We start from the raw sequence: 22,832 nt of genomic DNA on the forward strand, positions 1-22,832 counted from the left end.
TAGTCAATGCAGAAGACTTACTGCAATCCGGTCTACCCGGAGATCATGGCGGACCCCTTCGTGCTGCGGCACGAGGGGCGCTATTTCGCCTACGGCACCGCGCCCGACGGACCGGGCGGCGGACGCTTCCCGGTGCTGGTGTCGAACGATATGGTCGACTGGCACCCTGGCGGCTATGCGCTGCTGGAGCCGGGCGACGACCACTTCTGGGCGCCGGAAGTGGCCTGCAGCGAGGGCAGGTTCTGGCTGTACTACTCGCGCGGCGACGCCGAGGGCAAGACCCACAAGCTGCGCGTCGCGGTATCGAACGATCCGGTCGGCCCGTTCCAGGACTGCGGCGTGCTCCTGGTGCCGGACCAGCCGTTCTCGATCGACGCCCATCCTTTCCGCGACGCCGACGGCCAGTGGTACCTGTACTACTGCGTCGACTTCCTCGAGTTCGAGGACGACCACCGCATCGGCACCGGCATCGTGGTCGACCGCTTGCTGGGCATGGACCGCCTGGAGGGCAAGCCGCGCACGGTCGCGCGGCCGCACGCGGACTGGCACCTGTTCAAGAAGCAGCGCGCCATGTACGACGCGGTCTACGACTGGCACACGGTGGAAGGCGCCTTCGTGCTGCCGCACGGCGGCAAGTATTACTGCTTCTACAGCGGCGGCGCCTGGGAAAAGGAGAACTACGGGGTCAGCTACGTGGTGGCGGATCACCCGCTCGGGCCGTTCACGCGGCCCGAGGGCAGCGAGGAAGCCTTGCTGATGCGCTCGCGGGCGCCGAACGTGATCGGCCCCGGCCACAACTCGTTCACCACCTCGCCGGACGGAAGCCAGGACTGGATCGTCTATCACGCGTGGGACGCGGCCATGACCGGTCGCCGCATGTGCATCGACCGGCTGGTGTGGGAGCACGGCCGGCCGACCACCGTCGGGCCGACCTTCACGCGCCAGGCGGCGCCGTCAGGGCTCGACCTGGCGTAGCACCGGTTCGCAGGCCTGCGCCAGCCGCGCCGTGATCCAGGCGCGCGTGTGGGCGCAGGCGGCGCGGCCCATCGCCACCTTGAAGTGGATGAAGCCGTGCGGGGCTTCCGGCAGGTCGTTGAGTTCGACCTCGGCGCCCCAGCGCCGGGCCATCTGCAAGGTATCGTCGCGCAGCGGGTCGCGCCGGCCGGTATACAACAGGCCCGGGGGCATGCCGTCCAGATCACCGTGCAACGGCGAGAGCGGGGCGCGCCTGCGCCCCTCGTCGTCCAGGCCGGGCGTGAGCAGGCGCAGGCCGGGGAGCATGGCCGGTCCGTCCAGCACCAGGGTCGCCGGGCCCGCCTGGCGCACGCTGTCGCTGCCGGCCATGTCGTAGACGCCGTAGTACAGCACCGCGCCCGCGATCCGCTCGAACAGCGCCGGCCAGGTTTTCAGGCGCAGCAGCGTGGCCGCGGCCAGCTGGCCGCCGGCGGATTCGCCCACCACGATCACCGGCAGTCCCTGCGCGCCTGGCAGGCCGTCTTCCAGCAGCCAGCGCGCGGCCAGCAGGCACTGGTCCATCATCGCTTCGATCGTCGTGCGCGGCGCCAGGCCGTAGTCGACCGAGACCACGGCGACGCCGCATTCGCGCGCCATCGGCGCGTTGAAGGCGTCGTTCATCTCGGGATTGCCGATCACCCAGCCGCCGCCGTGGATGTCGAGCACCAGGCCCCGCAGCGCGCCCGCAGGCCGCAGCACGCGCACCGGCACGCGGTCGCCGTCGCGCTCGAGCAAGCGGCGCTCCACCTGCAAGCCCTTGCGGCGCAGCCTGGCGTCGGCGCCCAGTTGCGACAGGCGGAGCAGAGCCTGGCCGAGCATGGGGACGAATGGGCCGCGGTAGCGTACCCGGGGCGCGCGCGCCAGTTTGTGGTTGAAGCGGCGCAGGTCGTCGAGCATCGCCGCGTCGACGTGCATGGGCATGGCTCAGCCTACCGGCGTCAGGGCGGGACGTCCGGCGAAGTGCGCCTCCAGGTTGCCGACCGCGAGCCGCGCCATCGCGCGCCGGGTCTCCACCGTGAAGCTGCCGACGTGGGGCGTGAGGACCACATTGTCCATGGCGCGCAGGGCGCCCGGCACGCGCGGCTCGTCCTCGAACACGTCGAGCGCGGCGGCGCCGAGCCGGCCTTCGCCCAGCGCCGCGACCAGGGCCGCTTCGTCGACCACCGAACCGCGCGCGATGTTCACCAGCGTGCCTTCCGGGCCGAGCGCGTCGAGCACCGCCGCATCCACGGCGCGCCGGGTCGCTGCGCCGCCCGGCGTGGCCAGGACCAGGAAGTCGCTGGCCGCCGCCAGGTCGAGCAGCGAGGCGCAGCGCAGCGCCGGTTCCGGCCCTTCGCTGCGCTGGTAATAGCGGATCTCCATGCCGAAGGCGCGCAGGCGCAGCGCCACCGCCTGGCCGATGCGGCCGTAGCCATAGATGCCCACGACCTTGCCGCGCAGGCTGCGCGCCGGGGTCAGGGGGCGCTTTTCTTCCCAGGCGCCGGCGCGCACGTAGCGGTCCAGCAGTGGGATGCGGCGCGAGCCGGCCAGCAGCAGCGAGACCGCGAGGTCGGCCACGTCTTCGGTCAGTACGTCCGGGGTGTTGGTGACGACGATGCCGCGCGCCGCCATCGCCTCGAGGTCGACGGCATCGACGCCCACGCCGTGGACCGAGACGATTTCCAGCGATGGGTAGACGGCGGCCCCCGACGCATCGAGGCCCACGGTGCCGGTGGTGAGCACGGCGCGGATGCGCGGCGCGATGTCGCGCTCGAAAGCCGCGCGTTCTTCTTGCGCCATGCGCGCCGGGAAGTGGCAGGTGAACTGTCCATCCAGCGCGCCCAGGACGTCGTTCGTCCACACGCTGCCCAATACCGCGATCTCTGGTTTCATCGATCCAATCCGTCCATGCAGAAAATCTCATCGTACAACGATTCGCCCGTATGCCTGTATGGACGGTGGCTTAAGCCAGGCTTCAGGCAGGCGTGAGGATCGGTGAGATTGCGCAGGCGCCGCTTACCTATACTGTGCGCTTTCGATCAATACAGGTGACTCGATGTCGCGCGAGGTCCCTGCATTCGTCGCCGGCTACCTGTGCGCAGCGGCGAAGGAGGGCCGTCGCATCACGCTTGCCATGGAGCTCCCGGCAGTCGCGCAGGATGCGATCGACGCTTTCCTCGCCAGCCGCGGCGCGACCGAGGACGTCGCACGCTTCACGGACGCGGCACTGTGGCGCCGGCCAATGCAGGACGGGCGCAGCAGCGCCGCGATGCTCGAGCTCTTCGGCCGCATCCGGACGCTGCGCGCCACGGGGATGGACATTCGGGTCGTGGCCATCGACGGCGAGGGGGCGCCGAAGGCCCGCGAAGCGCTGCTGGCGGCGAATCTGGCCGCGGTGCTCGATGGGAATGCAGGCCGGCAGGTCGTCGCCCTGGTGGGCGGACTGCACGCGATCCGCGAGAAAGGCAAGCGCTTCGACCCGCAGTACGAGTCGGCGATCTACCTGCTTTCCGCGCGCAAGCCGCTCTCCTTGACGGTCGGCACCGCGGGCGGCAGCGCCTGGATTTGTCGAGGCAACACGCCGGCTACCTGCGGCGAGGCGCAGTGGGACGTCAACCGGATCACACCGGCGCCGGCCGGCCCGTTCTCCCTGACGCCACCGTCCGCGCAGTTCGATGGCCTGTTCTACGTCGGACCAACGACGGCGTCGCCGCCGCCGATTCGCTGACACTCACTCCAGTCCGATGCCGAGCCGCTCGATCGTGCCGGCCGCGCTGAGCGTCATTGAGACGATCATGGTCTCGTCGCGATAGCGGAAACGGTAACGGGCGAGGCGGAGCACACCATCCTCCCTCCGTTCCAGCAATTCCACGGCCTGCAGTGGCCCGGCGTCGCCGATTTCCTCGGCGACGATGCCGATCCAGCGCGGTGCCTCGGGCAGGTGGCGCGAGACCGGGTCGTCGAGCCCCAGCTTGCCATCCTCGGCCAGCAGCAGGATCAGGGCGGCGGTGAAGGTCTTGCCGATCGAGCCGGACTGGAACATCGTGTGCGGCGTGGCCGCGACGCCATGCTCGACGTTGGCCAGGCCGTAGCCGCGCTCGCGCACGATCTTGCCGTGCTGGAGGACGACGACGGCGCCGCCGGGGACGTGGCGGCGCGCCATCTCGCGTTCGATGGCGTCGTCGAGCTGGTCGGCGCGGGCGCTGCAGGCCAGGAGGAGGGCCGATAACAGGAGAAGAGGACGCATGCGGTTTCAGGATGGTTCACGGGACCGCCAGTGTAGCGAGGCGCGGATTGACAGGAATGCCATCGATCGTTGAATATCTGCCACCATGACACATGCCGCCCACCCGATCGACGTCTGGATCGTCGTCTTCCCCAACTTCCTGCTGCTCGACGCCACCGGCCCGGTGCAGGTCTTCTCCAGCGCGAACGACGAGGCGGTCGACGCCGGCCTGCCGGCGCCGTACCGCATCCGCATCGCGGCGCCCGGCGGCGGCGCGGTGCTGTCGTCTTCCGGCGTGAGCCTGCTGGACGAGCCGCTGCCGCAAGCGGGACTCGAACACGCGACGGTGATCGTCTCGGGCGGCCGGGTGCGCGACCTGCCCTCGGTCGGTGACGAAGCGGGACGCGCGGCGCTGGCCTGGGTGCGTGGCGCCAGCGCGGCCGTATCGCGCTGCTGCGCGGTCTGCACCGGGGCCTTCGTGCTGGCGCGCGCCGGCCTGCTGGACGGGCGGCGCGTGGTGACGCACTGGCAGGACGTCGCGGCGCTGCAGGCCGAGCACCCGTCGCTGCAGGTGCAGGACAATGCGATCCACGTCCACGACGGCAAGTTCTACACCTCGGCCGGCATCAGCGCCGGCATGGACCTGGCCCTGAGCCTGGTCGAGGAAGACCTGGGCCGGAAGCGCGCGCTGGCCGTGGCGCGGCGCCTGGTGCTGTTCCTCAAGCGTCCCGGCGGACAGCGCCAGTTCAGCGCCGAGCTGCTGGCGCAGTCGCAGGACGATGGGGTGCATGCGCGCCTGACCGCCTGGCTGCGGCCGCGCCTGCGCCACGCAGTGCGGACCGAGGACATGGCCGAAGCCTGCGCGCTGTCGGTGCGCACCCTGCACCGGCGCTTGCGCGAGGAGGTCGACCTGACGCCGGCGCAGGTCCTGGCGCAGCTGCGGATGGAGAGCGCCTGCCGGCTGCTGGAGCGGCCGGGCGCCAGCTGAAGCAGGCGGCGCGCGAGTGCGGGTATGGCAGCGAATACAACCTGCGGCGGGCGTTCAGCACGCAGCTGGGCGTGCTGCCCAGCGAGTATCAGGCGCGCTTCGCCTGAACCCGGCGGTAGGGCGGACCGGGCCACGGGAGGCGGGTTTCCCGTCCGCGCGTTTGAACAGTGCTGGGATAATCCGTTCGCCTCGCTTCACCCGGGAGTTGAATGCGCGGACGGCGAAGCCGTCCACCCTACGATCCTCAATGTATCGAGCGGCATCGGCTTTGCGAGCAGGTAGCCTTGCGCCTGGTCGCAGCGCGCTGCACGCAGCAGCTCCAGCATCTCCTCGGTCTCGACGCCTTCCGCCACCACCGCCATGTTCAGCGCATGCGCCATCTCGACAAAGGCCTTGACGAAATCGGAGGTCGTCACGTTCCCGTCCTCCTGCAGCAGGAAGGAGCGATCCAGCTTCAGCACGTCGATCGGGAAGCGGCGCAGGTAGGCCAGGCTTGAATAGCCGGTGCCGAAGTCGTCCACGGCAAGCGCGACGCCGAGGCGCTTGAGGTCCTTCAGCATCGCGGCGGTGCGCTCGATGTCCTCGATCAGCGCGCTCTCGGTCAGTTCCAGTTCCAGGCAATCGGGCGCCAGGCCGGTCTCTAATAACACCGCGCGCACCTCGTCCACAAAGTGCGCATTGCCGAGCTGGCGCGCCGAGACGTTCACCGATACCACCATCTTGCGCCCGAACTCGTCGATCAGGGCGCGGGTGCGGGCGCAGGCTTCCTGCAGCACCCAGCGCCCGATCGGGACGATCAGGCCGGTCTCCTCGGCGATGCCGATGAACTGCTGCGGCGGCACGCGGCCACGCTCCGGGTGGTTCCAGCGGATCAGGGCTTCCATGCCGACCGGCGCCATGCGCGCCAGGTCGATGCGCGGCTGGTAGTGCAGCTCGAACTCGCCGCGCGCCAGCGCCGGGCGCAGGGACACTTCGAGCGCCATCCGGACCTGGGTCGCGACCGTCATCTCCGGCTCGAAGAAGCGGTAGCGGTTGCGGCCCGCGTTCTTGGCGCGGTACATCGCGGTGTCGGCGGTCTGGAACAGGGTCTCGCGGGTGCGCGCGTCCTGCGGATACATGCTGATGCCGATCGAGGCGCCGACGATGACGTCGATGCCGCCCACGGTCACCGGCGCGGTGAGCACCTCGAGCAGCTGGGCCGCGATGCGCTCGGCCGCCGCCCGGCCGCCGGCGCAGCTCGCGGCCACCACGAATTCGTCGCCGCCCAGGCGCGCGATGACATCGCCCGGCCGGACCACGCTGCGCAGGCGCCCGGCGACTTCGCACAGCAGCACGTCGCCCATCTCGTGGCCGAAGGAATCGTTGACCTCCTTGAAGCGGTCGAGGTCCAGGAACATCACCGCCAGCGCGCCGCTGCCGCAGCCGTCGAGCATCTGCTGGACCCTTTCGGCAAGCCGCGCGCGGTTCGGCAGGCCGGTCAGGGTGTCGTGGGTGGCCAGTTCCTGCAGGCGGCGCTCGGCGGCCTTGCGGCCGGTGATGTCGGTCATCAGGCCGGTCAGCGAGACCGTGCGCCCATCGAGCCCGCGCTTGATGCTGCCGTTGAAGAGCACGTGGATGTGGTAGTCCTCGCGGTGGCGCAGCACCGCTTCCACGCCCTGCACCGCGGTCTGGCCGGGCGGGCCGTCCTCCAGGATGGTCCAGTTGAAGCAGTGGAACAGCGCTTCCAGGCGCGAGCCGACCAGCGCCTCGCGCGGGTGGCCGGACAGGCGGCACAGCGAGGGATTCACGTCCAGCAGAGCGCCGTCGCCGTCCAGCAGCAGGTAGCCGCTCGGAGTCAGTTCGATGATCTCGCGGAAGCGCCGCTCGCTCTCGCGCAGCTGGTGTTCGGCTTCCTCGCGCGCGCTCAGGTCGCGGATCACGGCCAGGAAGAATTCCTCGCCTTCGTCGTCGAAGCGCGAGATCTGCACCTCGGCCGGGAAGCTGCTGCCGTCCTTGCAGTGCTTCTGCATGCGAAGCAGCTGCGCCTGGCCGGCGCGCAGGCTTGAAAGCAGCGCGCCGGCGCCGGCCAGGCCGAAATTCACGTCCGTGGCGCGCAGGCCCAGGAATTCCTCGCGCGTGTAGCCGAAGCGGGCGCAGGCCTGGTCGTTGACCGACACGATGTTCAGCTGGCCGTCGACGATCATGATGCTGTCGCCGGCCTGGTTGAACAGCTTGCGGAAGCGCTGCTCGCTCTTCCTGAGCGCCTGCTCGGCCGCGCGGCGGGCGGTGATCTCGTGGAAGTAGACCGAGATGCCGTCGCCGGCCGGATAGACGCGCGCCTCGACCCAGACTTGGCGCGGTTCCCAGAAGGCCTCGAAGGTGGCGGCGACGCGGGTTTCCATCACTTGACGGTAGCGCTGCAGGAAGGACGAATGCCGCAGGTCGGGCACGGCCTCGAGCAGGGGACTGCCGATCGTGGTCCCCGGCGCGACGCCGACGAAGGCGGCGGCCCTGGTGTTGGCATAGGTGAGCCGCCACTCGGCGTCGACCGCGAAAAAGGCGTCGCCGATACTCTCCAGCATGCCGCCCAGCGCGCTCTCCGAGCGCCGCAGCGCTTCGCGCGCCTGCAGCTGGGAGGTGACGTCGCGCGCGGTGACGAAGAAGCGGCGGTGGGCCTCGGACCAGCGCGCCGCCACCGACATCGAGATCACGCGCCCGTCCTTGCGCCGCACCCGCAGCTGCAGGTCGGAGCGGTCGGGCGATTCCCGCTGCAGGCTGAGGCGCATGTTGCGCGCCTCGCCGTGCTGCTGCGGATCGAGCAGTATTTCGTAATGGCGGCCGGCCAGCTCCTCGGGCCGGAAGCCGAGCAGGGCGTGGGCGGCGGCGTTCACGCGCAGGATGGCGCCGCTGGCGTCGACCACGGCCATCAGGTCGAGTGCATTGTCGATCAGGGCGGCGTTTTCGTCGGCGAGCAGGGCGCCGCGGTTGCTGTCGGTGCTGTCGGTACTATCGAAATCTGTCACGAATCGGGCGGCAACGGCCGCGGCAGGTGGAGGCGGCCGGGCCGGCCGCCAGTGCGCCGCAAGTATATCCATTTCCTTGCGGCAACTAAACCCTGCTCGACAGTAATCTGAGGCGAAATTGCGACACTTGTCTGCACAAGCGAGCGTCAGCGCCCCGCCTCGTCGCCCTCGTCCGGATCGCCGCGCATGGCCACGAAGTCGCGTTCGAACATCGCATGCAGCTCTTCGCGCGCGCGCCGCGCCATCGACACGTACTGTTCGCGGTCCTTGTAATACGGGTAGACCTCGAGCACGCTCTTGATATTGTGTTCGCGGAACCGCATCGCCGCCTGGCGCGCGAGATAGGCGCCGAAGCCGAGTTCCTCCATCACGCGCCGGCCCAGCATCAGGGCCGAATCGAAGGTCTCGCGCTCGATCACGGTGACGCCCAGGTCCATCAGCTGGTAGTAATGCGTGACGTTGCGGGCGCGCGCCAGGATCGGCAGGTCGGGAAATTCGGCGCGCACCGCTTCGGCCAGCTTGAGGCTGTCCTCGATGCCGTCGACCGACAGCACCAGCGCGCGCGCCTGGCCGGCGCCGGCCGCGTGCAGCAGGTCGGTGCGGGTGGCGTCGCCATAGAACACCTTGAAGCCGAAGCGGCGCAGGGTGTCGACGTTGTCCGGATCGTGATCGAGCATCGTGAGCGGCACCTGGTTGGCGTGCAGCAGGCGTCCGACGATCTGGCCGAAGCGGCCGAAGCCGGCGATGATCACGTGGCCGGCGTTGCCGTCGATCGCATCGGCGGCGCGGGCCTTGCGGCTTTGCCAGCGCGGCTCCAGCACCCGGTCGTAGAGGATCAGCAGGAGCGGCGTGGCCACCATCGACAGCGCCACCACCAGCACCAGCACGTTGGCGGTGGCTGCATCGAATACGCGCGCCGCGGCGGCCGCGCCGAACACCACGAAGGCGAACTCCCCGCCTTGCGACAGCAGGAAGGCGAACAGCACGCGCTGGCGCCCGGCCATGCCGAAGCCGCGCGCCAGCAGCCACAGCACCAGCAGTTTCAGCGCCAGGAAGCCGGCGGCGAGCAGCAGGATGCGCAGCGGCTGCGCCAGGAACACGCCGAAGTCGACCGACATCCCGACCGCGATGAAGAACAGGCCGAGCAGCAGGCCCTTGAAGGGCTCGATGTCGGTTTCCAGGGCGTGCCGGTATTCGGAATCGGCCAGCAGCACCCCGGCCATGAAGGCGCCCAGCGCCATCGACATGCCGGCGTAGGACATCAGGAGGGAAATCGAGATCACCAGCAGCAGGGCGAAGGCGGTGAAGATTTCCCGCATCCCGGTACCGGCGATGAAGCGCAGCAGCGGGCGCACCAGGAAGCGCCCGGCCAGCACCAGGCCAGCGATCACCGCGACCGCGGTCACGGCGCCGCTCCAGCCGCCGCCCGCATGGCTGTCCGGCACGCCCAGCAGCGGCACCAGCGCGATCATCGGGATCGCGGCGATGTCCTGGAACAGCAGGATGGCGAAGCCGGCCTGGCCGGCCGGGGTCGGGATCAGGTTCCGCTCCTGCATGGTGGTGAGCGCGATCGCGGTCGAGGACAGCGACAGGCCGAGCGCCGCGATCAGCGCGGTCTGCCAGGCCACGCCCAGCAGCACGGCGGCAAGGGCCAGCACACAGGATACCCCCGCGACCTGGGCGCTGCCCCAGCCGAAGATCGAGCGCCGCAGCGACCACAGGCGGCGCGGTTCGAGTTCCAGCCCGATCACGAACAGCAGCAGCACCACGCCGAACTCGGCGAAGTGCAGGATGGTCTCGACCTCGCGGATCAGGCCCAGGCCCCAGGGCCCGATGGCGATCCCCGCCAGCAGGTAGCCGAGCACCGCGCCCAGGCCCAGGCGCTTGGCGAGCGGCACCGCGACCACGGCGGCGCCGAGGTAAACCAGGGCGTTGACGAGGACATCATGCTCCATGCGCGTCTCCGGTGGCGTGCGCGGCCAGCAGCTCACGCAGCGCGTCGGCGTGGCGGTCGGCCGCCGCCTGGTCCGGATGGTCGGCGCCGTAGAACACGTGCGGCGCCAGCCACGCCATGCCGCAGGCGCGCGCGGTCTGCTCCAGCGGCAGCAGGAAGTCTTCCAGCGGCCGGCCGTGGGCGCCGCCCGGGCGGTAGTCGTCCAGGCGGCTGTTGCAGGCGACGGCGGCGAAGGCGCGCTTGCCGGCCAGGCGGCCGCCGGGTGCGGCCCACTCGGGCTTGAGCACCGTATCGCACCACTCCTTCAGCAGGGCCGGCATCGCGTACCAGGCCAGCTGGAACACGAACACCAACAGCGGCGCCTCGCGCAGCAGGGTGCGTTCGCGCCGCACGTCGATATAAAAGTCGGGATACAGCTGGTACAGGTCCTGGACCTGGACGCCGGGCAGGCCGGCGGCGGCGTCGGCCACCCGCCGGCTGATGCGCGAGCGGTGCAGCGACGGGTCGGCGAAGACGACGAGGGCGCGCGGTTCCATGGTCATGTCAATGTTGTCGGAAGGATCAGGAATTGTACCGTGCGCGGGCCGGCGCTGTTGTGTCTTCGCGGCGTACGTACCGTCACATTCCGGTTTCAGGATTGGCAGCGAGCTATTACAATTGTTGCTTTCACAAAGAACCATTCATCCAGCATGGCGCAACAGGCAGTGGAAACCAACCGGGCTCCGGCCCGCTCCTTCGCTCAGGGCGGCAGTGAGCTTGGCAAGATCATCGACGCATTCGACTGGGGCGCCACCAGTCTCGGTCCCATCGACGGCTGGTCGCCGGTGCTGCGCAACACGGTCGAACTGATCCTGCGTTCGCCGGCGCCGATGGTGACGATGTGGGGCCTCGATGGCGTCATGATCTACAACGACGGCTACGCCCGGATCGCGGCGGAACGCCATCCGGCCCAGCTCGGGGTCGCGGTACGCGCCAGCTGGCCCGACGAAGCCGCCTTCAACGACAATGTGATGAAGGTGGTGCTGGCCGGCGGCACGCTGTCCTACCGCGACGCCGAACTCGACCTGCGCCGCCACGGCGTGCCCGAGCAGGTCTGGCTGAACCTGGACTATTCGCCGATCGTCGGCGACGACGGCGCCATCGTGGGCGTGCTGGCCCTGGTGACCGAGACCACCGACAAGGTGCGCGCGAAGCGCTACCTGGCCGGCGAACAGGACCGCCTGCGCGCGATGTTCGCCCAGGCGCCGGGCTTCACCGCCACCCTGGTCGGCCCCGAACACCGCTACGAACTGGTCAACGAGGCTTATCTCGGCCTGGTCGAACGGCGCGACATCACCGGCCGCACGGTGGGCGAGGTGCTGCCCGAAGTCGCTTCCCAGGGCTTCCTGCGCCTGCTCGACGAGGTCTACGCCAGCGGGCGCCCGCACAGCGGCGTCGCCACCGCGATCTGGCTCATGGCCGCAGATGGCGAGAGCCGCCTGCACTACCTCGACTTCGTGTTCCAGCCGGTGCGCGGCGAGGACGGCGCCGTGATCGGCATCTTCGTGCAGGGGAACGACGTCACCGAACGGGTGCTGGCCGAACGCGCGCTGCGCGACAGCGAAACGCGCTTCCGCACCTTCGCCCAGGCGATGCCGAACCAGGTCTGGTCGGCCGACGCCAGGGGCAGCCTGAACTGGTTCAACGATGTCATCTTCGCCTACAGCGGCTACGACCACGCCGCCCTGCTGGGAGACGGCTGGGGACGCATGATCCACCCCGGCGACCTGCAGGCGATCCGCGCGCGCTGGACCGAATCGGTGGCCACCGGCCAGCCCTTCGAGTCGGAAGTGCGGCTGCGCCGCGCCGACGGCGCCTACCGCTGGCACCTGAACCGCGCGGTGCCGCTGCGCGCAGATGGGGGCGAGGGTGGCGAAGTGATCGGCTGGGTCGGCACCAATACCGACATCGAAGAACAGAAGAACACCGCGCAGCGCTACGCGGCCCTGAACGACGACCTGCAAGGCCAGGTGGCGCAGCGCACGGCCGAGCGCGACCGCATGTGGCGCCTGTCGAAGGACATCCTGCTGGTGGCGCGCTTCGACGGCAGCGTGGAGGCGGTCAGCCCGTCCTTCGGGGCGCTGCTGGGCTGGTCCGAGACCGACATCCTGGGCCGCAACTTCATGGAGCTGGTGCATGCGGACGACCGCGGCGCCACCATCGCCCAGATGGCCTCCCTCGGCCAGGGCGGCTACGTCAACAAGTTCGAGAACCGCTACCGCCGCAAGGACGGCAGCTGGTGCCTGCTGTCGTGGACCGCGGCGCCGGACGAGCGCTTCGTGCACGCGATCGGGCGCGACATCACCGCCGAACGCGAGCAGCAGGACGCGATCCGCCGCACCGAGCTGGCGCTGCAGCAGTCGCAGAAAATGGAGACCATCGGCAAGCTGACCGGCGGCGTGGCGCACGATTTCAACAACCTGCTGCAGATCATCTCCGGCAACCTGCAGCTGCTGCAGATGGCGCACGCCGACCCGGATCCGCGCCAGGGCGGCGCGCGCTATATCGAGAACGCGCGCTCGGCGGTGGAAAAGGGCGCCAAGCTGGCCAGCTACCTGCTGGCCTTCGGCCGCCGACAGCCGCTCGAACCGAAGGTGATCAAGATCGGCCGCCTGGTGTCGAACATGGAAGACATGCTGCGCCGCGCGCTGGGCGAGGAGATCGAGATCGAGATGGTGATCTCGGGCGGCCTGTGGAACACGGCGGTCGACGTCGGCCAGGTCGAGAACGCGATCCTGAACCTGGCGATCAACGCGCGCGACGCCATGGATGGCAGCGGCCGCATGACGATCGAGGCCACCAACGCGGTGCTGGACGAGATGTACTGCCGCGCCCACGGCGACGTGATGCCGGGCCAGTACGTGATGCTGGCCGTGACCGACACCGGCTCCGGCATGGCGCCCGAAGTGGCGGGCCGCGCCTTCGAACCCTTCTTCTCGACCAAGGAAGAAGGCAAGGGCACGGGCCTGGGCCTGTCGATGGTCTACGGCTTCGTCAAGCAGTCGGGCGGCCACGTCAAGATCTACAGCGAGATAGGCCAGGGCACCTCGGTCAAGATCTACCTGCCGCGCAGCACGGCGGCGGAAGAGCCGATCGGCCCCGTGGAGCAGCAGGGCGCGGTGGGCGGGAGCGAAACCATCCTGGTGGCCGAGGACGACGAGGCGGTGCGCGCGACGGTCGTCGAGATGCTGACCCAGCTCGGCTACCGCGTGCTGAAGGCCTCGGACGCGGCCAGCGCGCTGGCCGTGATCGAAAGCGGGGTGCCGATCGACGTGCTGTTCACCGACGTGGTCATGCCCGGCACCCTGCGCAGCCCGGAACTGGCGCGCATCGCGCGCGAGCGGCTGCCGAACCTCGCCGTGCTGTTCACCTCGGGCTATACCGAGAACGCCATCGTGCACGGCGGGCGGCTCGATCCGGGCGTGGAACTGCTGGGCAAGCCCTACACGCGCGAGCGCCTGGCGCGCAGGATTCGCCAGGTGCTGGCCAAGCAGAAGAGCCAGCCGGAGACCGTGGCCGCCGCGCCAGCGGCCAGCGTGAAGGCTGGCGGCCTGTCGATCGTGCTGGTCGAGGACGAGGACGCGATCCGCGCGAACACCGCGGCCCTGCTCGAGCATCTCGGCCACCGGGTGCAGGCGGCCGGCGACGCCGAGACAGCGCTGCCGATGATCACGGCCGACACCGACATCCTGATCACCGACGTCCAGCTGCCCGGCATGTCGGGCGACACCCTGGCGGCCCAGGCGCGCAGCAAGGTGCCGGGCATGCGCATCGTATTTGCGACCGGCAACGGCGAGGTGGCGAACTGGCCGGACGCCATCGTGCTGCGCAAGCCCTACGACCTTGCCAGCCTGGTGAAGGCGCTGGGCCAGCAGGTCCTGGCCGCCTGAGGCGCGCTCCTACAGGCGGCGCGGGCCTGCGCCTATTCGTGCGGGCCCGCGCCGGGTCTATGATGGTTGCCTGAATCCAGCACACCAGGAGGCCATATGTCGATGCAAGCGGAAGGAAATGACGCCAAAGGGCGCAACTATCACCAGAGCACCAAGGACGGCACCGGCAGCGCAGCCAGCGTCGGGACCGGCGGCACCGGCGATATCGGATCGATGGGCGGCGGCGCCGGCCAGGACGGCCGGCAGCGCGAGAGCCGCAGCGACGACCTGCTCGCCGGCAGCACCACCCACGAGGAGGCCGACGAGGCCTTCCAGGGCGGCAGCGACGGCGGCCAGATCCAGACCGGCATGGAAGGGATCAATACCCGCCGCGGGGAATCGGGCGCGAGCCGGCAGTCGGTGGAGCAGCAGGGCGGTGGCAACCGCCAGGGGGCGAATCTGCAGGATCCGGCCGAGACCGACCCGACGCAGTACGATCAGGGCACGGCGGACCGCGAACGCTGATGCCCTCGTAGGGTGGGCGGTCCACCGCCCACCCTACGAGTCGTTGTGGCCGCCTCTTCGATGAAGCGGGCGGTTAGCTCCGGCTGGGTTACCGGCAGCATATGGCCCCCCTCGACGACTTCCAGCCTGCATCCCGCTACCTTGTCGGCCAACGCCTGACCGTTGTCGCGCCAGTCGAGCAGGCGGTCGCCGCGGCCGAACAGGACGTGGACCGGAATTCCCGATGTCTCCAATTCGCCGTAGCGCGCCTCCAGGCGCGGCATGTGCTCGCGCAGGGCCAGCACGTCGCTTGACGCGGCGAGGAACTGGCGCGGCCGCAGGCTGAGCAGCCCGCCGCCGCGGGTGGCGAAGTCGCGCGGCGGAGTCTCAGGCGCGAAGACCTGCTTCAGCACCGACTTGCTGCCCAGGATGCCGAGCGGGACCGCCAGCGTCCAGGCGAACAGGCTGCGCAGCCGCGGCGAGGCGATGGTCAGGGCGCGGAAGGCCGGTGGCACGGCGCCGTCGGTATGCGTCAGCGGCGCGATCAGGGCCAGGGCGCCGACCTTGTCCGGGTGCTCGAGCGCCAGGGTGAGCGCGGTGGCGCCGCCCAGCGAATGGCCGACCACGGTCGGCCGGCCCAGATCCAGGCGTTCGATCAGGCGCGCGATGGTGCGCGCCTGGGTCGACAGGTCGGCCGCCACGCCGGCGGGACGCGAGGAGTAGCCGGCGCCGGGGCGGTCGAGCGCGACCACGCGGTAGCGCCGCGCCAGGTCGCGCACGGCGCCGTAGTTGAAGTGGTTCAGCTGGCCGTTCAGGCCGTGGATCAGCAGCAGGACCGGGCCTTCGCCTTCGTCGCGCACGTGCAGGCGCACGCCGTCGGCTTCGACGAACAGGTGGGCGGGCGGCAGTGCATCCTCGATGCGGCGCGTGGTGCGTAGGCTGAACTGGTACAGCAGGACCAGCAGCAGCACGATGGCGCCGAGGGCGTACAGCAGGGTGGCGGCAAGGTTCATCGTCCGGTCGCTCGCTTCAACAGTGTCCAGTAATGGACGGGGCTCAGGCGCTCGAGCACCGACACGATCTTCGCGTCGCTTCCCACCAGGATGCGTGCGCGGCGCCCTTCGATGCCGCGCACGATGGTTTCCCCGGCTTCGTGCGGCGCCATGCGCAGCAGGCGCTGGGCGATGGCGCGGCCGCGCGCGATGTCCTCCTGCGGTGCGTCTTTCGGCACCCGCGCATTTTTCGCGATCGCGGTTGCCACGCCGCCCGGATGCACCACGCTCACGCCCACCGTGCTGCCCTCCAGCTCATGGCGCAGCGCGTTGCTGAAGCCGCGCACCGCGAACTTGCTGGCCGCGTAGGCGCTCTGGCCCGGCGGCGAGATGATGCCATAGATGCTCGACACGTTCACCACCCGCGCCTCGTCGCTTGCGCGCAGGCGCGGGAGAAAGGCGCGCGTCATGCGCACCACGGCGTGGAAGTTGATCTCCATGAGCCAGTCGAAATCGTCCTCGTGGACCTGCTCGAAGGTGCCGCCCAGCGCGACGCCGGCATTGTTGACCAGCAGGTCGACGCGGCCGTGGGCGGCGTCCACCTGCGCCGGGAAGGCGCGCACGGCGCCGCGGTCGGCGACGTCGAGGTGGTGGTGCGAGGCGCGTACGCCCAGGCGACGCGCTTCTTCGGCGACGGCTGCGACGGCGGCGGCGTCGATGTCGGCCAGGGCCAGGTGGCAGCCGCGCCGCGCCAGCGCGAGCGCGGTGGCGCGGCCGATGCCGCCGCCGGCGCCGGTGACCACGGCGACACGATTGGCAAGGTTCATGCAGGGGTTCCTTCTGAATCAAGGCGCTTCAAGCGCAGCACGCCGTCCTCGATGCGTCCGAAGCGGATCGTGAGCAGGTCGCGCAGGTAGTTCTGGTAAACCCGCCAGGGCTTGACGGCGCCCTGTTGCGGCAGCAGGTGGCGGGCGCGCTCGACGTAGCCGGAATCGAAGTCGAGGAAGGGCGTTTCAGGCACGCCCGGGTCGCGCGGCGCCACCGCCATGGCCTGGCCGCGCGCATCCATGTGGCGCAGCAGGCGGCACACCCATTCGGCGGTCAGGTCGGCCTTCAGGGTCCAGGATGCGTTGGTGTAGCCGAAGGCGAGGGCGCAGTTCGGGACGTCGCTCAGCATCATGCCCTTGTACGACATCGCGCGGCTCGGGTCGACCACGCGTCCGTCGACCACCAGCGTCGCGCCGCCGAACAGCTGCAGGGTCAGGCCGGTGGCCATCACGACCACGTCGGCTTCCAGCTCACGGCCCGACTGGAGCAGGATGCCGTTCGGGGTGAAGCGGTCGATGTGGTCGGTGACCACCGACGCGCGTCCCGCGCGCACCGCCTCGAACAGGTCGCCGTCGGGCGCCACGCAGACCCGCTGGTCCCAGGGCTTGTAGCGCGGCGTGAAGTGCTGCGCGGCGGCCTCGCTCGAGCCCAGCCCGTGCGCGGCCATCTCGACGATCTTGCGCTTGACCAGTTCCGGCTTGCTGCGCGCCAGCCAGTACAGGAACATGCTCTCGCCGATCACGCGGGTACGCACCAGGCGCCAGGCCAGGCTTTCCGGTAGCAGGGCGCGCATGCGCTCGGCGAAGCGGTAGCGTCCGGGGCGCGCCACCACATAGCCAGGTGAGCGCTGCAGCATGGTGACATGGGCGGCCCGTTCGCTCATGGCCGGGACCACGGTGACGGCGGTGGCGCCGCTGCCGATCACCACCACGCGCTTGCCGGTATAGTCGAAATCGCGCGGCCAGAACTGCGGCTGCACGATGCGGCCGCGAAAAGCTTTCTCGCCCTCGAAGCGCGGGCGGTAAGCCTGGTCGTAGCGGTAGTAGCCGCTGCACAGGTAGAGGAAGCGGGTGCGGAACAGGCGGGTCGAACCGTCCGGCAGGCGCGCCTCGACGCTCCACAGGGCCTGGCGGCTGCACCAGCTGGCGCCCAGGACCCGGTGGCCGTAGCGGATGTTCTCGTCGATGCCGCATGCGCGCGCGGTGTCCTCGATGTAGGCGCGGATCGCCGGGCCGCCGGCGATCGCCTGCGGGTCGCGCCAGGGCCGGAAACCATAGCCGAGGGTGTACATGTCGGAGTCGGAACGGATGCCGGGATAGCGGAACAGGTCCCAGGTTCCGCCCATGGCCTCGCGCGCTTCGAGGATGGCATAGCGTTTGCCGGGGCAGCGCCGGCCGAGGGTGGCGGCGGCGCCGATGCCGGACAGGCCGGCGCCGACGATCAGGACGTCCAGCACCGGCTCTGGCGCCGGGGCCGGCCCGTCCGCGGGTGAAGCGGGGGCGTGCATGGTGTCTCCGTAATCCTGTTCCGAATCTCGTTGCACTTGACACTGTACATTGTCAGAATCTTGGTGGCAAGTTTCTGTGTAGAATGTTGGTCATGAAAGCCGAGCTCACCCCCACCCGGTCCTACCGGGGCCTGTCGCAGGAGGAGCGGCGCGCCGAGCGGCGCGTCCGTTTGATCGCGGCCGCCATCGCCGTCTATGGCGAACGCGGCTACCACCAGGCGACCGTGAAGGCCGTGTGCGAAGCGGCCGGCCTTACCGAGCGCTACTTCTACGAGTCCTTCGCCAACAGCGAGGCGCTGCTGATCGATTCCTTCAATGCGGTGACGTACAAGGTGGTCGGCGAGATCACCCAAGCGGCGAACGAGGCGGGCCGGGCGCGCACCGCCAAGTCGCGCGCCATGCTGCACGCCTACTTCGCGGCGCTCCAGCGCGAGCCGCAGTCGGCGCGCGTGTTCCTGGTCGAGATCCGCGGCGTGAGCCGGGCGGTGGACCAGGCCTTCGATGCCGCGCTGCGCGCGATCGGCAAGCAAGTCGCGCGCATCGTGGCGCCACCGGGGGCGGTGGAGGACGAATTGCTGCAGGCGGGCGTGGTGGGCGGGGTGATCCATATCGCGCTGCGCTGGATCGGGGATGGCTACCGGCCCGCGATCGACGAGGTGGTCGACTCGGCGCTGAAGCTGGGGACCGTGCTGGCGAAGTAGTCCGCCGTATCGACAGACCAAAAAAACAAAGCCCGGTGCGAGCCGGGCTTTGTCGTTTTCGAGCGGTAAAGCTTAGAACTGGTACGAGATGCCGACGCTCAGGTTGGTCGCATCGCTGCCCGGACGCTGCAGCTCGAGGCGGGTCGAGACGTTCGGGGTGAAGGCGTAGCCGACGCCGACGCCGAGCACGGCGCCCGAATCGTGGGCCTTGCCGCTGCCGTAGCCGCGCACCTTGGCGTCGGCTTCCAGGCGGTTGTAGCCGACGCGGCCCAGCAGGCTGAAGCCGCCGCTCAGCGGCAGGGTGCCGACCAGCGACAGCGAGGCTGCGTCCAGGTCGACTTCGCCGTAGGCGCCGGCGGCGTAGACGTCGTAGTCGCCCATGCGGCGGTAGCCGGCTTCGACTGCCAGGTTCTGGTGGAAGTTGTAGCCGATGAAGGCGCCGGCGCTGGTGGCGCGGCCGGAGACGTCGTCGATCTTGGTCTTGCCGACGTCGGCGCCGACGTACAGGGTGCCCGGCTGGGCGGCGAATGCGGACGATGCGGCGAGCAGGGCGGCTGCTGCGGCGATGTGCTTGATCATGATGAGGCCTTGTTATTGAAGGTTATTGCCTGCGTCAATGCGCAGGGGGCGCGATTATTGCACAGGAGCACGATAAAGCGCAAATTCGGCGTTTATCGTGCGCATGCATATATTATTCGGCCTTCCCTTCATTTATGCATCATACATAAAGAATGGAGTCTACACGGCCGAATCGCTGCATCAGAACTGGTAGGCCACGCCGGCGCTCAGGTTGCGGATGTCGCTGCCGGTCTTCTGGAATTCCAGGCGGCCCGAGACTTTCGGGTTGAAGGAGTAGCCGACGCCGACGCCAATCACGGCGCGCACGGTGCTGTCGAATTCCTTGAAGCTGGCCACGCGTGCACGCGCGTCGAGCTGGGTGAGGCCGATGCGGCCGAACACATTGAAGCTCTCGCCGACCGGCAGAGTGCCCAGGCCCGACAGGGTGTAGGCGTCAGCGCTGGCCTTGTAGCCGGGACGCTCGTCCTTGCCCAGGCGGCGGTAGCCGGCTTCCACGGCGAAGCCCTGGGTGATGTTGTAGCCGGCGAAGGCGCCGTAGCTGGTTTCCTTGAAGTCTCCGTTGCTGACGCGGGTCTTGCCGGCGTCGACGCCCGCGTAGAAGGTGTTCGGCTGGGCGGCAAAAGCGGCCGAGGAAGCGACGAGGAGGGCGGTGACGGCTGCGATTTTCTTGATCATTTTGTGGACCTTATTCTCTTGGGCGCTGGGGCGGATTCCCGAGCACGAGCGGATTATTGCACATGTGACACATTTAGCACCATGCGCACAATTGCAAATATTGTTTGGAGATGTAACAAAGTATGCATAGGAGCTTTGCCTATGTGCGCAAACTAACGTACATATGCATGGGCGCCTGACGTAAAAAAAGCCGCCTCGAAAGGCGGCTTCGGATAGGGGATCGGGTCGCTCAGATGTGCAGGGCGTGGCCCAGCGCGCGCAGCGCGGCTTCCTGTACCGCTTCGCCCAGGGTCGGGTGGGCGTGGATGGTGCCGCCGATGTCTTCCAGCTGGGCGCCCAGTTCGATCGACTGGGTGAAGCCGGCCGCCAGTTCGGACACCGCGCCGCCCACGGCTTGCCAGCCGATGATGCGGTGGTCGTTCTTGCGGGCTACCACGCGCACGAATCCGTCGGTGCTCTCGACGGTCATGGCGCGGCCGTTGGCGCTGAAGGGGAAGCTGGCGGTGATGACTTCGATGCCGGCCTTGTCGGCGTCCAGCGGCGACATGCCGACCACCACGATTTCCGGGTCGGTGAAGCACACCGCCGGAATCGCGGCGGGCGCGAAGTGGCGCTTCTTGCCGGAGACGATCTCGGCCACCATCTCGCCCTGCGCCATCGCGCGGTGGGCCAGCATCGGTTCGCCCGTCAGGTCGCCGATGGCCCAGACGTTGCGCATCGAAGTGCGGCACTGGTCGTCGACCTTGACCGCGCGCCCGTTCATGTCCAGCATCAGGTTTTCCAGGCCCCAGCCGACGGTCTTCGGCTTGCGGCCGACCGCTACCAGCACCTTGTCGGCTTCCAGCAGCGCTTCCACGCCGGAAGCATCGCGCACGCGGACCTGCGTTCCCGTCTCATCCATGCCGAGCACGGACGTCGCCAGGCGCACGTCCACGCCCAGGCGATCGAGTGCGGCCGCCACGGGTTTAACCAGGTCCGCGTCGTACGCCGGCAGGATGCGGTCCGCGGCTTCCACCACCGTGACTTGGCTGCCCAGCTTGCGGTAGGCGGTGCCCAGCTCCAGGCCGATGTAGCCGGCGCCGACCACCACCAGGCGCTGCGGGATTTCGCCGGGCGACAGCGCCTCGGTCGAGGAAATCACGCGCTCGCCGAAGGGCATGAAGGGCAGCTCGACCGCGTCCGAACCGCTGGCCAGCAGCATGTGCTCGCAGCGGATGCGCACGGTCGCTTCCTCGGAGCCTTCCGGGCGCACCTCGACGGTCTTGCCGTCCAGGATGGTGGCCCAGCCGTTCACCAGCTTGACGCCATTCTTCTTCAACAGCGCACCGACGCCGCCGGTCAGCTTCTTGACGATGCCGTCCTTCCAGGCCACGGTCTTTTCCAGGTCGATGCGCGGCTCGGCGCTGGAAATCCCCAGCGGCGAGGTCTCCGCCGCATAGCTGCGCGCCTTGCAGAATTCCTCGGCCGCGTGGATCAGCGCCTTCGATGGAATGCAGCCGATGTTCAGGCAGGTGCCGCCGGGCGAGGCGCCTTCGACCAGCACGGTCGGCACCTTCAGCTGGCCGGCGCGGATGCCGGCCACGTAGCCGCCAGGACCGCCGCCGATGATCAGGAGGGTAGTATTGATGGTCTCCATGCGCTTACTCCACGAAGATGGTGGCCGGGGCTTCGAGATAGCCGCGGATGGTCTGGATGAACTTGGCCGCCACCTGGCCATCGATGACGCGGTGGTCGAACGAGGACGACAGGTTCATCATCTTGCGCGCCACCATGGCGCCGTCGCGGATCACCGGACGGTCGACGATGCGGTTGGTGCCGATGATCGCCACTTCCGGACGGTTGATGACCGGGGTGGTGACGATGCCGCCCAGCGGACCGAGGCTGGTGATGGTGATGGTGGAACCGGTCAGCTCGTCGCGCGTGGCCTTGCCGGTACGCGCGGCTTCCGCCAGGCGCAGCACTTCGGCGGCCGAGGCCCACGGGTCGAGCGACTCGGCATGGCGCACCACCGGCACCATCAGCCCGGCGTCGGTCTGGGCGGCGATGCCCAGGTGCACCGGCTCGTACTGGGTCAGCAGGTTGTTGTCGTCGTCGAAGCGCGCATTCATCATCGGATAGTCGCGCAGGGCCAGCACGACCGCGCGCATCAGCAGCGGCAGCAGGGTCAGTTTGCCGCGCTCGGCGCCGTAGCGCGCATTGAGCTGGGCACGCAGGGCTTCCAGTTCGGTGACGTCGATCTCTTCGACATAGGTGAAGTGCGGGATGTTGCGCTTGGCTTCCTGCATCTTCTCGGCGATCTTGCGGCGCAGGCCGATCACCGGCGCCGCGTGTTCGCCTTCGCGCCTGGCGTAGCGGCTGTCGCCGCGCGCCGCGCCGTTCGAGGAACGGTGGCCCGACACGTGGGCGTCGAGGTCGGCGTGGGTGATGCGGCCGGCCGGGCCGGAGCCGTGCACGAACTGCAGCTCGATGCCGAGGTCCCAGGCGCGGTTGCGCACCGCCGGCGCCGCCAGCGGCTTGTCGCCTTCGGCGCGCATCGGCGCGGCATGCTGCGGTGCGCGCATTGCCGGAGCTGGCGCGGGCTTGGCTGGCGCCTTGGCCGGAGCCGGCGCTTTCGCTTCGCTCGCCGCCACCGCTTCCAGCTGCGGATCGCCGACTTCCTCGGCCGGCGCGGTAGCCGCCGCCGACTTCACCGGCTCCTGCTTCGCCTTCTCGCCCGAGAAGTTACCGGCGCCTTCGACTTCGAGGCGGATCAGTTCCGCGCCCACGGCCAGCGACTGGCCGACGGCGCCGCCCAGCGACGTGATCACACCGGCGACGGGCGAGGGAATCTCGACCGTCGCCTTGTCGGTCATGACATCGGCCAGCACCTGGTCTTCCTTGACCGTGTCGCCCGGCTGCACATGCCAGGCCACGACTTCGACCTCGGCGATGCCTTCGCCCAGGTCCGGCATTTTAATGACGTGAATACCCATTCG

19 protein-coding genes are annotated in these 22,832 nt (G+C 69.3%); 6 read left to right on the top strand and 13 right to left on the bottom strand.

What is annotated here, in order from left to right:
• The first annotated feature begins 6 nt into the window (after positions 1-6).
• A complete protein-coding gene (locus tag LQ564_RS22655; protein ID WP_231060381.1) occupies positions 7-975 on the top strand; it encodes a glycoside hydrolase family 43 protein in 969 nt (322 codons plus the stop codon).
• Here LQ564_RS22655 and LQ564_RS22660 read toward each other — a convergent pair.
• Together LQ564_RS22660 and LQ564_RS22665 are read right to left on the bottom strand one after the other, a co-directional pair.
• Entirely contained in the window at positions 955-1,935 is a 981-nt protein-coding gene (locus tag LQ564_RS22660) for an alpha/beta hydrolase (RefSeq protein ID WP_231060382.1), read from the bottom strand. The genes LQ564_RS22655 and LQ564_RS22660 overlap by 21 nt on opposite strands.
• Positions 1,936-1,938: 3 nt before the next feature.
• Positions 1,939-2,886 carry a 2-hydroxyacid dehydrogenase gene (locus LQ564_RS22665; protein ID WP_231060383.1) on the bottom strand — a complete coding sequence of 316 codons (948 nt, stop codon included), beginning with the start codon at positions 2,884-2,886 and terminating at the stop codon, positions 1,939-1,941.
• A 241-nt stretch (positions 2,887-3,127) separates the two neighbouring features.
• Between LQ564_RS22665 and LQ564_RS22670 the strand changes: the two genes are divergently transcribed.
• Complete coding sequence (locus LQ564_RS22670) at positions 3,128-3,721, top strand: hypothetical protein (RefSeq protein WP_231060384.1); 594 nt, start codon at positions 3,128-3,130, stop codon at positions 3,719-3,721.
• A 3-nt stretch (positions 3,722-3,724) separates the two neighbouring features.
• On the opposite strand, the gene LQ564_RS22675 is transcribed toward LQ564_RS22670, so the two are convergent.
• Entirely contained in the window at positions 3,725-4,240 is a 516-nt protein-coding gene (locus tag LQ564_RS22675) for a serine hydrolase domain-containing protein (RefSeq protein ID WP_231060385.1), read from the bottom strand.
• Positions 4,241-4,325: 85 nt separating this feature from the next.
• On the opposite strand from LQ564_RS22675, the gene LQ564_RS22680 reads away from it, so the two are divergent.
• The gene (locus LQ564_RS22680) at positions 4,326-5,207 is read left to right on the top strand and encodes a GlxA family transcriptional regulator (protein WP_231060386.1); all 882 of its coding nucleotides are present in this window, start codon (positions 4,326-4,328) and stop codon (positions 5,205-5,207) included.
• A gap of 194 nt (positions 5,208-5,401) precedes the next feature.
• Here the strand turns inward: LQ564_RS22680 and LQ564_RS22685 are convergent, their stop codons facing one another.
• The 3 genes from LQ564_RS22685 to LQ564_RS22695 form a co-directional block, all read right to left on the bottom strand.
• Positions 5,402-8,209 (bottom strand): bifunctional diguanylate cyclase/phosphodiesterase, encoded by a 2,808-nt coding sequence (locus tag LQ564_RS22685; RefSeq protein WP_231060387.1) that lies wholly within the window; start codon positions 8,207-8,209, stop codon positions 5,402-5,404.
• Between the two features lie 146 nt (positions 8,210-8,355).
• Entirely contained in the window at positions 8,356-10,164 is a 1,809-nt protein-coding gene (gene kefC, locus LQ564_RS22690; protein ID WP_231060388.1) for a glutathione-regulated potassium-efflux system protein KefC, read from the bottom strand.
• Complete coding sequence (locus LQ564_RS22695; RefSeq protein WP_231060389.1) at positions 10,154-10,705, bottom strand: NAD(P)H-dependent oxidoreductase; 552 nt, start codon at positions 10,703-10,705, stop codon at positions 10,154-10,156. Before LQ564_RS22695 ends, kefC begins: the two co-directional genes overlap by 11 nt.
• Positions 10,706-10,852: 147 nt before the next feature.
• Here LQ564_RS22695 and LQ564_RS22700 point away from each other — a divergent pair, with 147 nt between their 5' ends.
• A complete protein-coding gene (locus LQ564_RS22700) occupies positions 10,853-14,092 on the top strand; it encodes a hybrid sensor histidine kinase/response regulator (RefSeq protein WP_231060390.1) in 3,240 nt (1,079 codons plus the stop codon).
• A gap of 96 nt (positions 14,093-14,188) precedes the next feature.
• Positions 14,189-14,596 carry a hypothetical protein gene (locus LQ564_RS22705; protein ID WP_231060391.1) on the top strand — a complete coding sequence of 136 codons (408 nt, stop codon included), beginning with the start codon at positions 14,189-14,191 and terminating at the stop codon, positions 14,594-14,596.
• On the opposite strand, the gene LQ564_RS22710 is transcribed toward LQ564_RS22705, so the two are convergent.
• Genes LQ564_RS22710 through LQ564_RS22720 form a run of 3 tightly spaced genes read right to left on the bottom strand, consistent with a single transcriptional unit; the run spans position 14,569 to position 17,902 of the window.
• Positions 14,569-15,588, bottom strand: coding sequence for an alpha/beta fold hydrolase (locus LQ564_RS22710; RefSeq protein WP_231060392.1), 1,020 nt, complete (start codon positions 15,586-15,588; stop codon positions 14,569-14,571). The two genes, LQ564_RS22705 and LQ564_RS22710, sit on opposite strands and share 28 nt — an antisense overlap.
• Entirely contained in the window at positions 15,585-16,394 is an 810-nt protein-coding gene (locus tag LQ564_RS22715; protein ID WP_231060393.1) for an SDR family NAD(P)-dependent oxidoreductase, read from the bottom strand. The genes LQ564_RS22710 and LQ564_RS22715 overlap by 4 nt, the downstream gene beginning before the upstream one ends.
• Positions 16,391-17,902 carry a flavin-containing monooxygenase gene (locus LQ564_RS22720; RefSeq protein ID WP_231060394.1) on the bottom strand — a complete coding sequence of 504 codons (1,512 nt, stop codon included), beginning with the start codon at positions 17,900-17,902 and terminating at the stop codon, positions 16,391-16,393. The genes LQ564_RS22715 and LQ564_RS22720 overlap by 4 nt, the downstream gene beginning before the upstream one ends.
• Before the next feature lie 83 nt (positions 17,903-17,985).
• On the opposite strand from LQ564_RS22720, the gene LQ564_RS22725 reads away from it, so the two are divergent.
• Positions 17,986-18,603, top strand: a complete 618-nt coding sequence (locus tag LQ564_RS22725; RefSeq protein ID WP_371873533.1) for a TetR/AcrR family transcriptional regulator — start codon at positions 17,986-17,988, stop codon at positions 18,601-18,603.
• A gap of 72 nt (positions 18,604-18,675) precedes the next feature.
• Here the strand turns inward: LQ564_RS22725 and LQ564_RS22730 are convergent, their stop codons facing one another.
• From LQ564_RS22730 to LQ564_RS22745, 4 genes are all read right to left on the bottom strand, one after another.
• Positions 18,676-19,182 (bottom strand): outer membrane beta-barrel protein, encoded by a 507-nt coding sequence (locus LQ564_RS22730; RefSeq protein ID WP_231060396.1) that lies wholly within the window; start codon positions 19,180-19,182, stop codon positions 18,676-18,678.
• A 180-nt stretch (positions 19,183-19,362) separates the two neighbouring features.
• Positions 19,363-19,857 carry an outer membrane beta-barrel protein gene (locus LQ564_RS22735; protein WP_231060397.1) on the bottom strand — a complete coding sequence of 165 codons (495 nt, stop codon included), beginning with the start codon at positions 19,855-19,857 and terminating at the stop codon, positions 19,363-19,365.
• A gap of 229 nt (positions 19,858-20,086) precedes the next feature.
• Positions 20,087-21,493, bottom strand: coding sequence for a dihydrolipoyl dehydrogenase (gene lpdA, locus LQ564_RS22740; protein WP_231060398.1), 1,407 nt, complete (start codon positions 21,491-21,493; stop codon positions 20,087-20,089).
• Positions 21,494-21,497: 4 nt separating this feature from the next.
• Positions 21,498-22,829, bottom strand: a complete 1,332-nt coding sequence (locus LQ564_RS22745) for a dihydrolipoamide acetyltransferase family protein (RefSeq protein WP_231060399.1) — start codon at positions 22,827-22,829, stop codon at positions 21,498-21,500.
• Positions 22,830-22,832 lie beyond the last annotated feature (3 nt).

The sequence above is a fragment of the Massilia phyllostachyos genome (assembly GCF_021044825.1).
GTDB classification, from domain to species: Bacteria; Pseudomonadota; Gammaproteobacteria; order Burkholderiales; family Burkholderiaceae_D; genus Telluria; species Telluria phyllostachyos.

Excerpts from the sequence above, each read along its gene's own strand:
- kefC (WP_231060388.1), bottom strand. The coding sequence starts at position 10,164 with ATGGAGCATGATGTCCTCGTCAACGCCCTGGTTTACCTCGGCGCCGCC.
- LQ564_RS22670 (WP_231060384.1), top strand. The coding sequence starts at position 3,128 with ATGGAGCTCCCGGCAGTCGCGCAGGATGCGATCGACGCTTTCCTCGCC.
- LQ564_RS22680 (WP_231060386.1), top strand. The coding sequence starts at position 4,326 with ATGACACATGCCGCCCACCCGATCGACGTCTGGATCGTCGTCTTCCCC.
- LQ564_RS22715 (WP_231060393.1), bottom strand. The coding sequence starts at position 16,394 with ATGAACCTTGCCAATCGTGTCGCCGTGGTCACCGGCGCCGGCGGCGGC.
- LQ564_RS22695 (WP_231060389.1), bottom strand. The coding sequence starts at position 10,705 with ATGACCATGGAACCGCGCGCCCTCGTCGTCTTCGCCGACCCGTCGCTG.
- LQ564_RS22745 (WP_231060399.1), bottom strand. The coding sequence starts at position 22,829 with ATGGGTATTCACGTCATTAAAATGCCGGACCTGGGCGAAGGCATCGCC.
- LQ564_RS22660 (WP_231060382.1), bottom strand. The coding sequence starts at position 1,935 with ATGCCCATGCACGTCGACGCGGCGATGCTCGACGACCTGCGCCGCTTC.
- lpdA (WP_231060398.1), bottom strand. The coding sequence starts at position 21,493 with ATGGAGACCATCAATACTACCCTCCTGATCATCGGCGGCGGTCCTGGC.
- LQ564_RS22725 (WP_371873533.1), top strand. The coding sequence starts at position 17,986 with ATGTTGGTCATGAAAGCCGAGCTCACCCCCACCCGGTCCTACCGGGGC.
- LQ564_RS22720 (WP_231060394.1), bottom strand. The coding sequence starts at position 17,902 with ATGCACGCCCCCGCTTCACCCGCGGACGGGCCGGCCCCGGCGCCAGAG.
- LQ564_RS22730 (WP_231060396.1), bottom strand. The coding sequence starts at position 19,182 with ATGATCAAGCACATCGCCGCAGCAGCCGCCCTGCTCGCCGCATCGTCC.
- LQ564_RS22710 (WP_231060392.1), bottom strand. The coding sequence starts at position 15,588 with ATGAACCTTGCCGCCACCCTGCTGTACGCCCTCGGCGCCATCGTGCTG.
- LQ564_RS22665 (WP_231060383.1), bottom strand. The coding sequence starts at position 2,886 with ATGAAACCAGAGATCGCGGTATTGGGCAGCGTGTGGACGAACGACGTC.
- LQ564_RS22735 (WP_231060397.1), bottom strand. The coding sequence starts at position 19,857 with ATGATCAAGAAAATCGCAGCCGTCACCGCCCTCCTCGTCGCTTCCTCG.
- LQ564_RS22705 (WP_231060391.1), top strand. The coding sequence starts at position 14,189 with ATGTCGATGCAAGCGGAAGGAAATGACGCCAAAGGGCGCAACTATCAC.
- LQ564_RS22655 (WP_231060381.1), top strand. The coding sequence starts at position 7 with ATGCAGAAGACTTACTGCAATCCGGTCTACCCGGAGATCATGGCGGAC.
- LQ564_RS22675 (WP_231060385.1), bottom strand. The coding sequence starts at position 4,240 with ATGCGTCCTCTTCTCCTGTTATCGGCCCTCCTCCTGGCCTGCAGCGCC.
- LQ564_RS22700 (WP_231060390.1), top strand. The coding sequence starts at position 10,853 with ATGGCGCAACAGGCAGTGGAAACCAACCGGGCTCCGGCCCGCTCCTTC.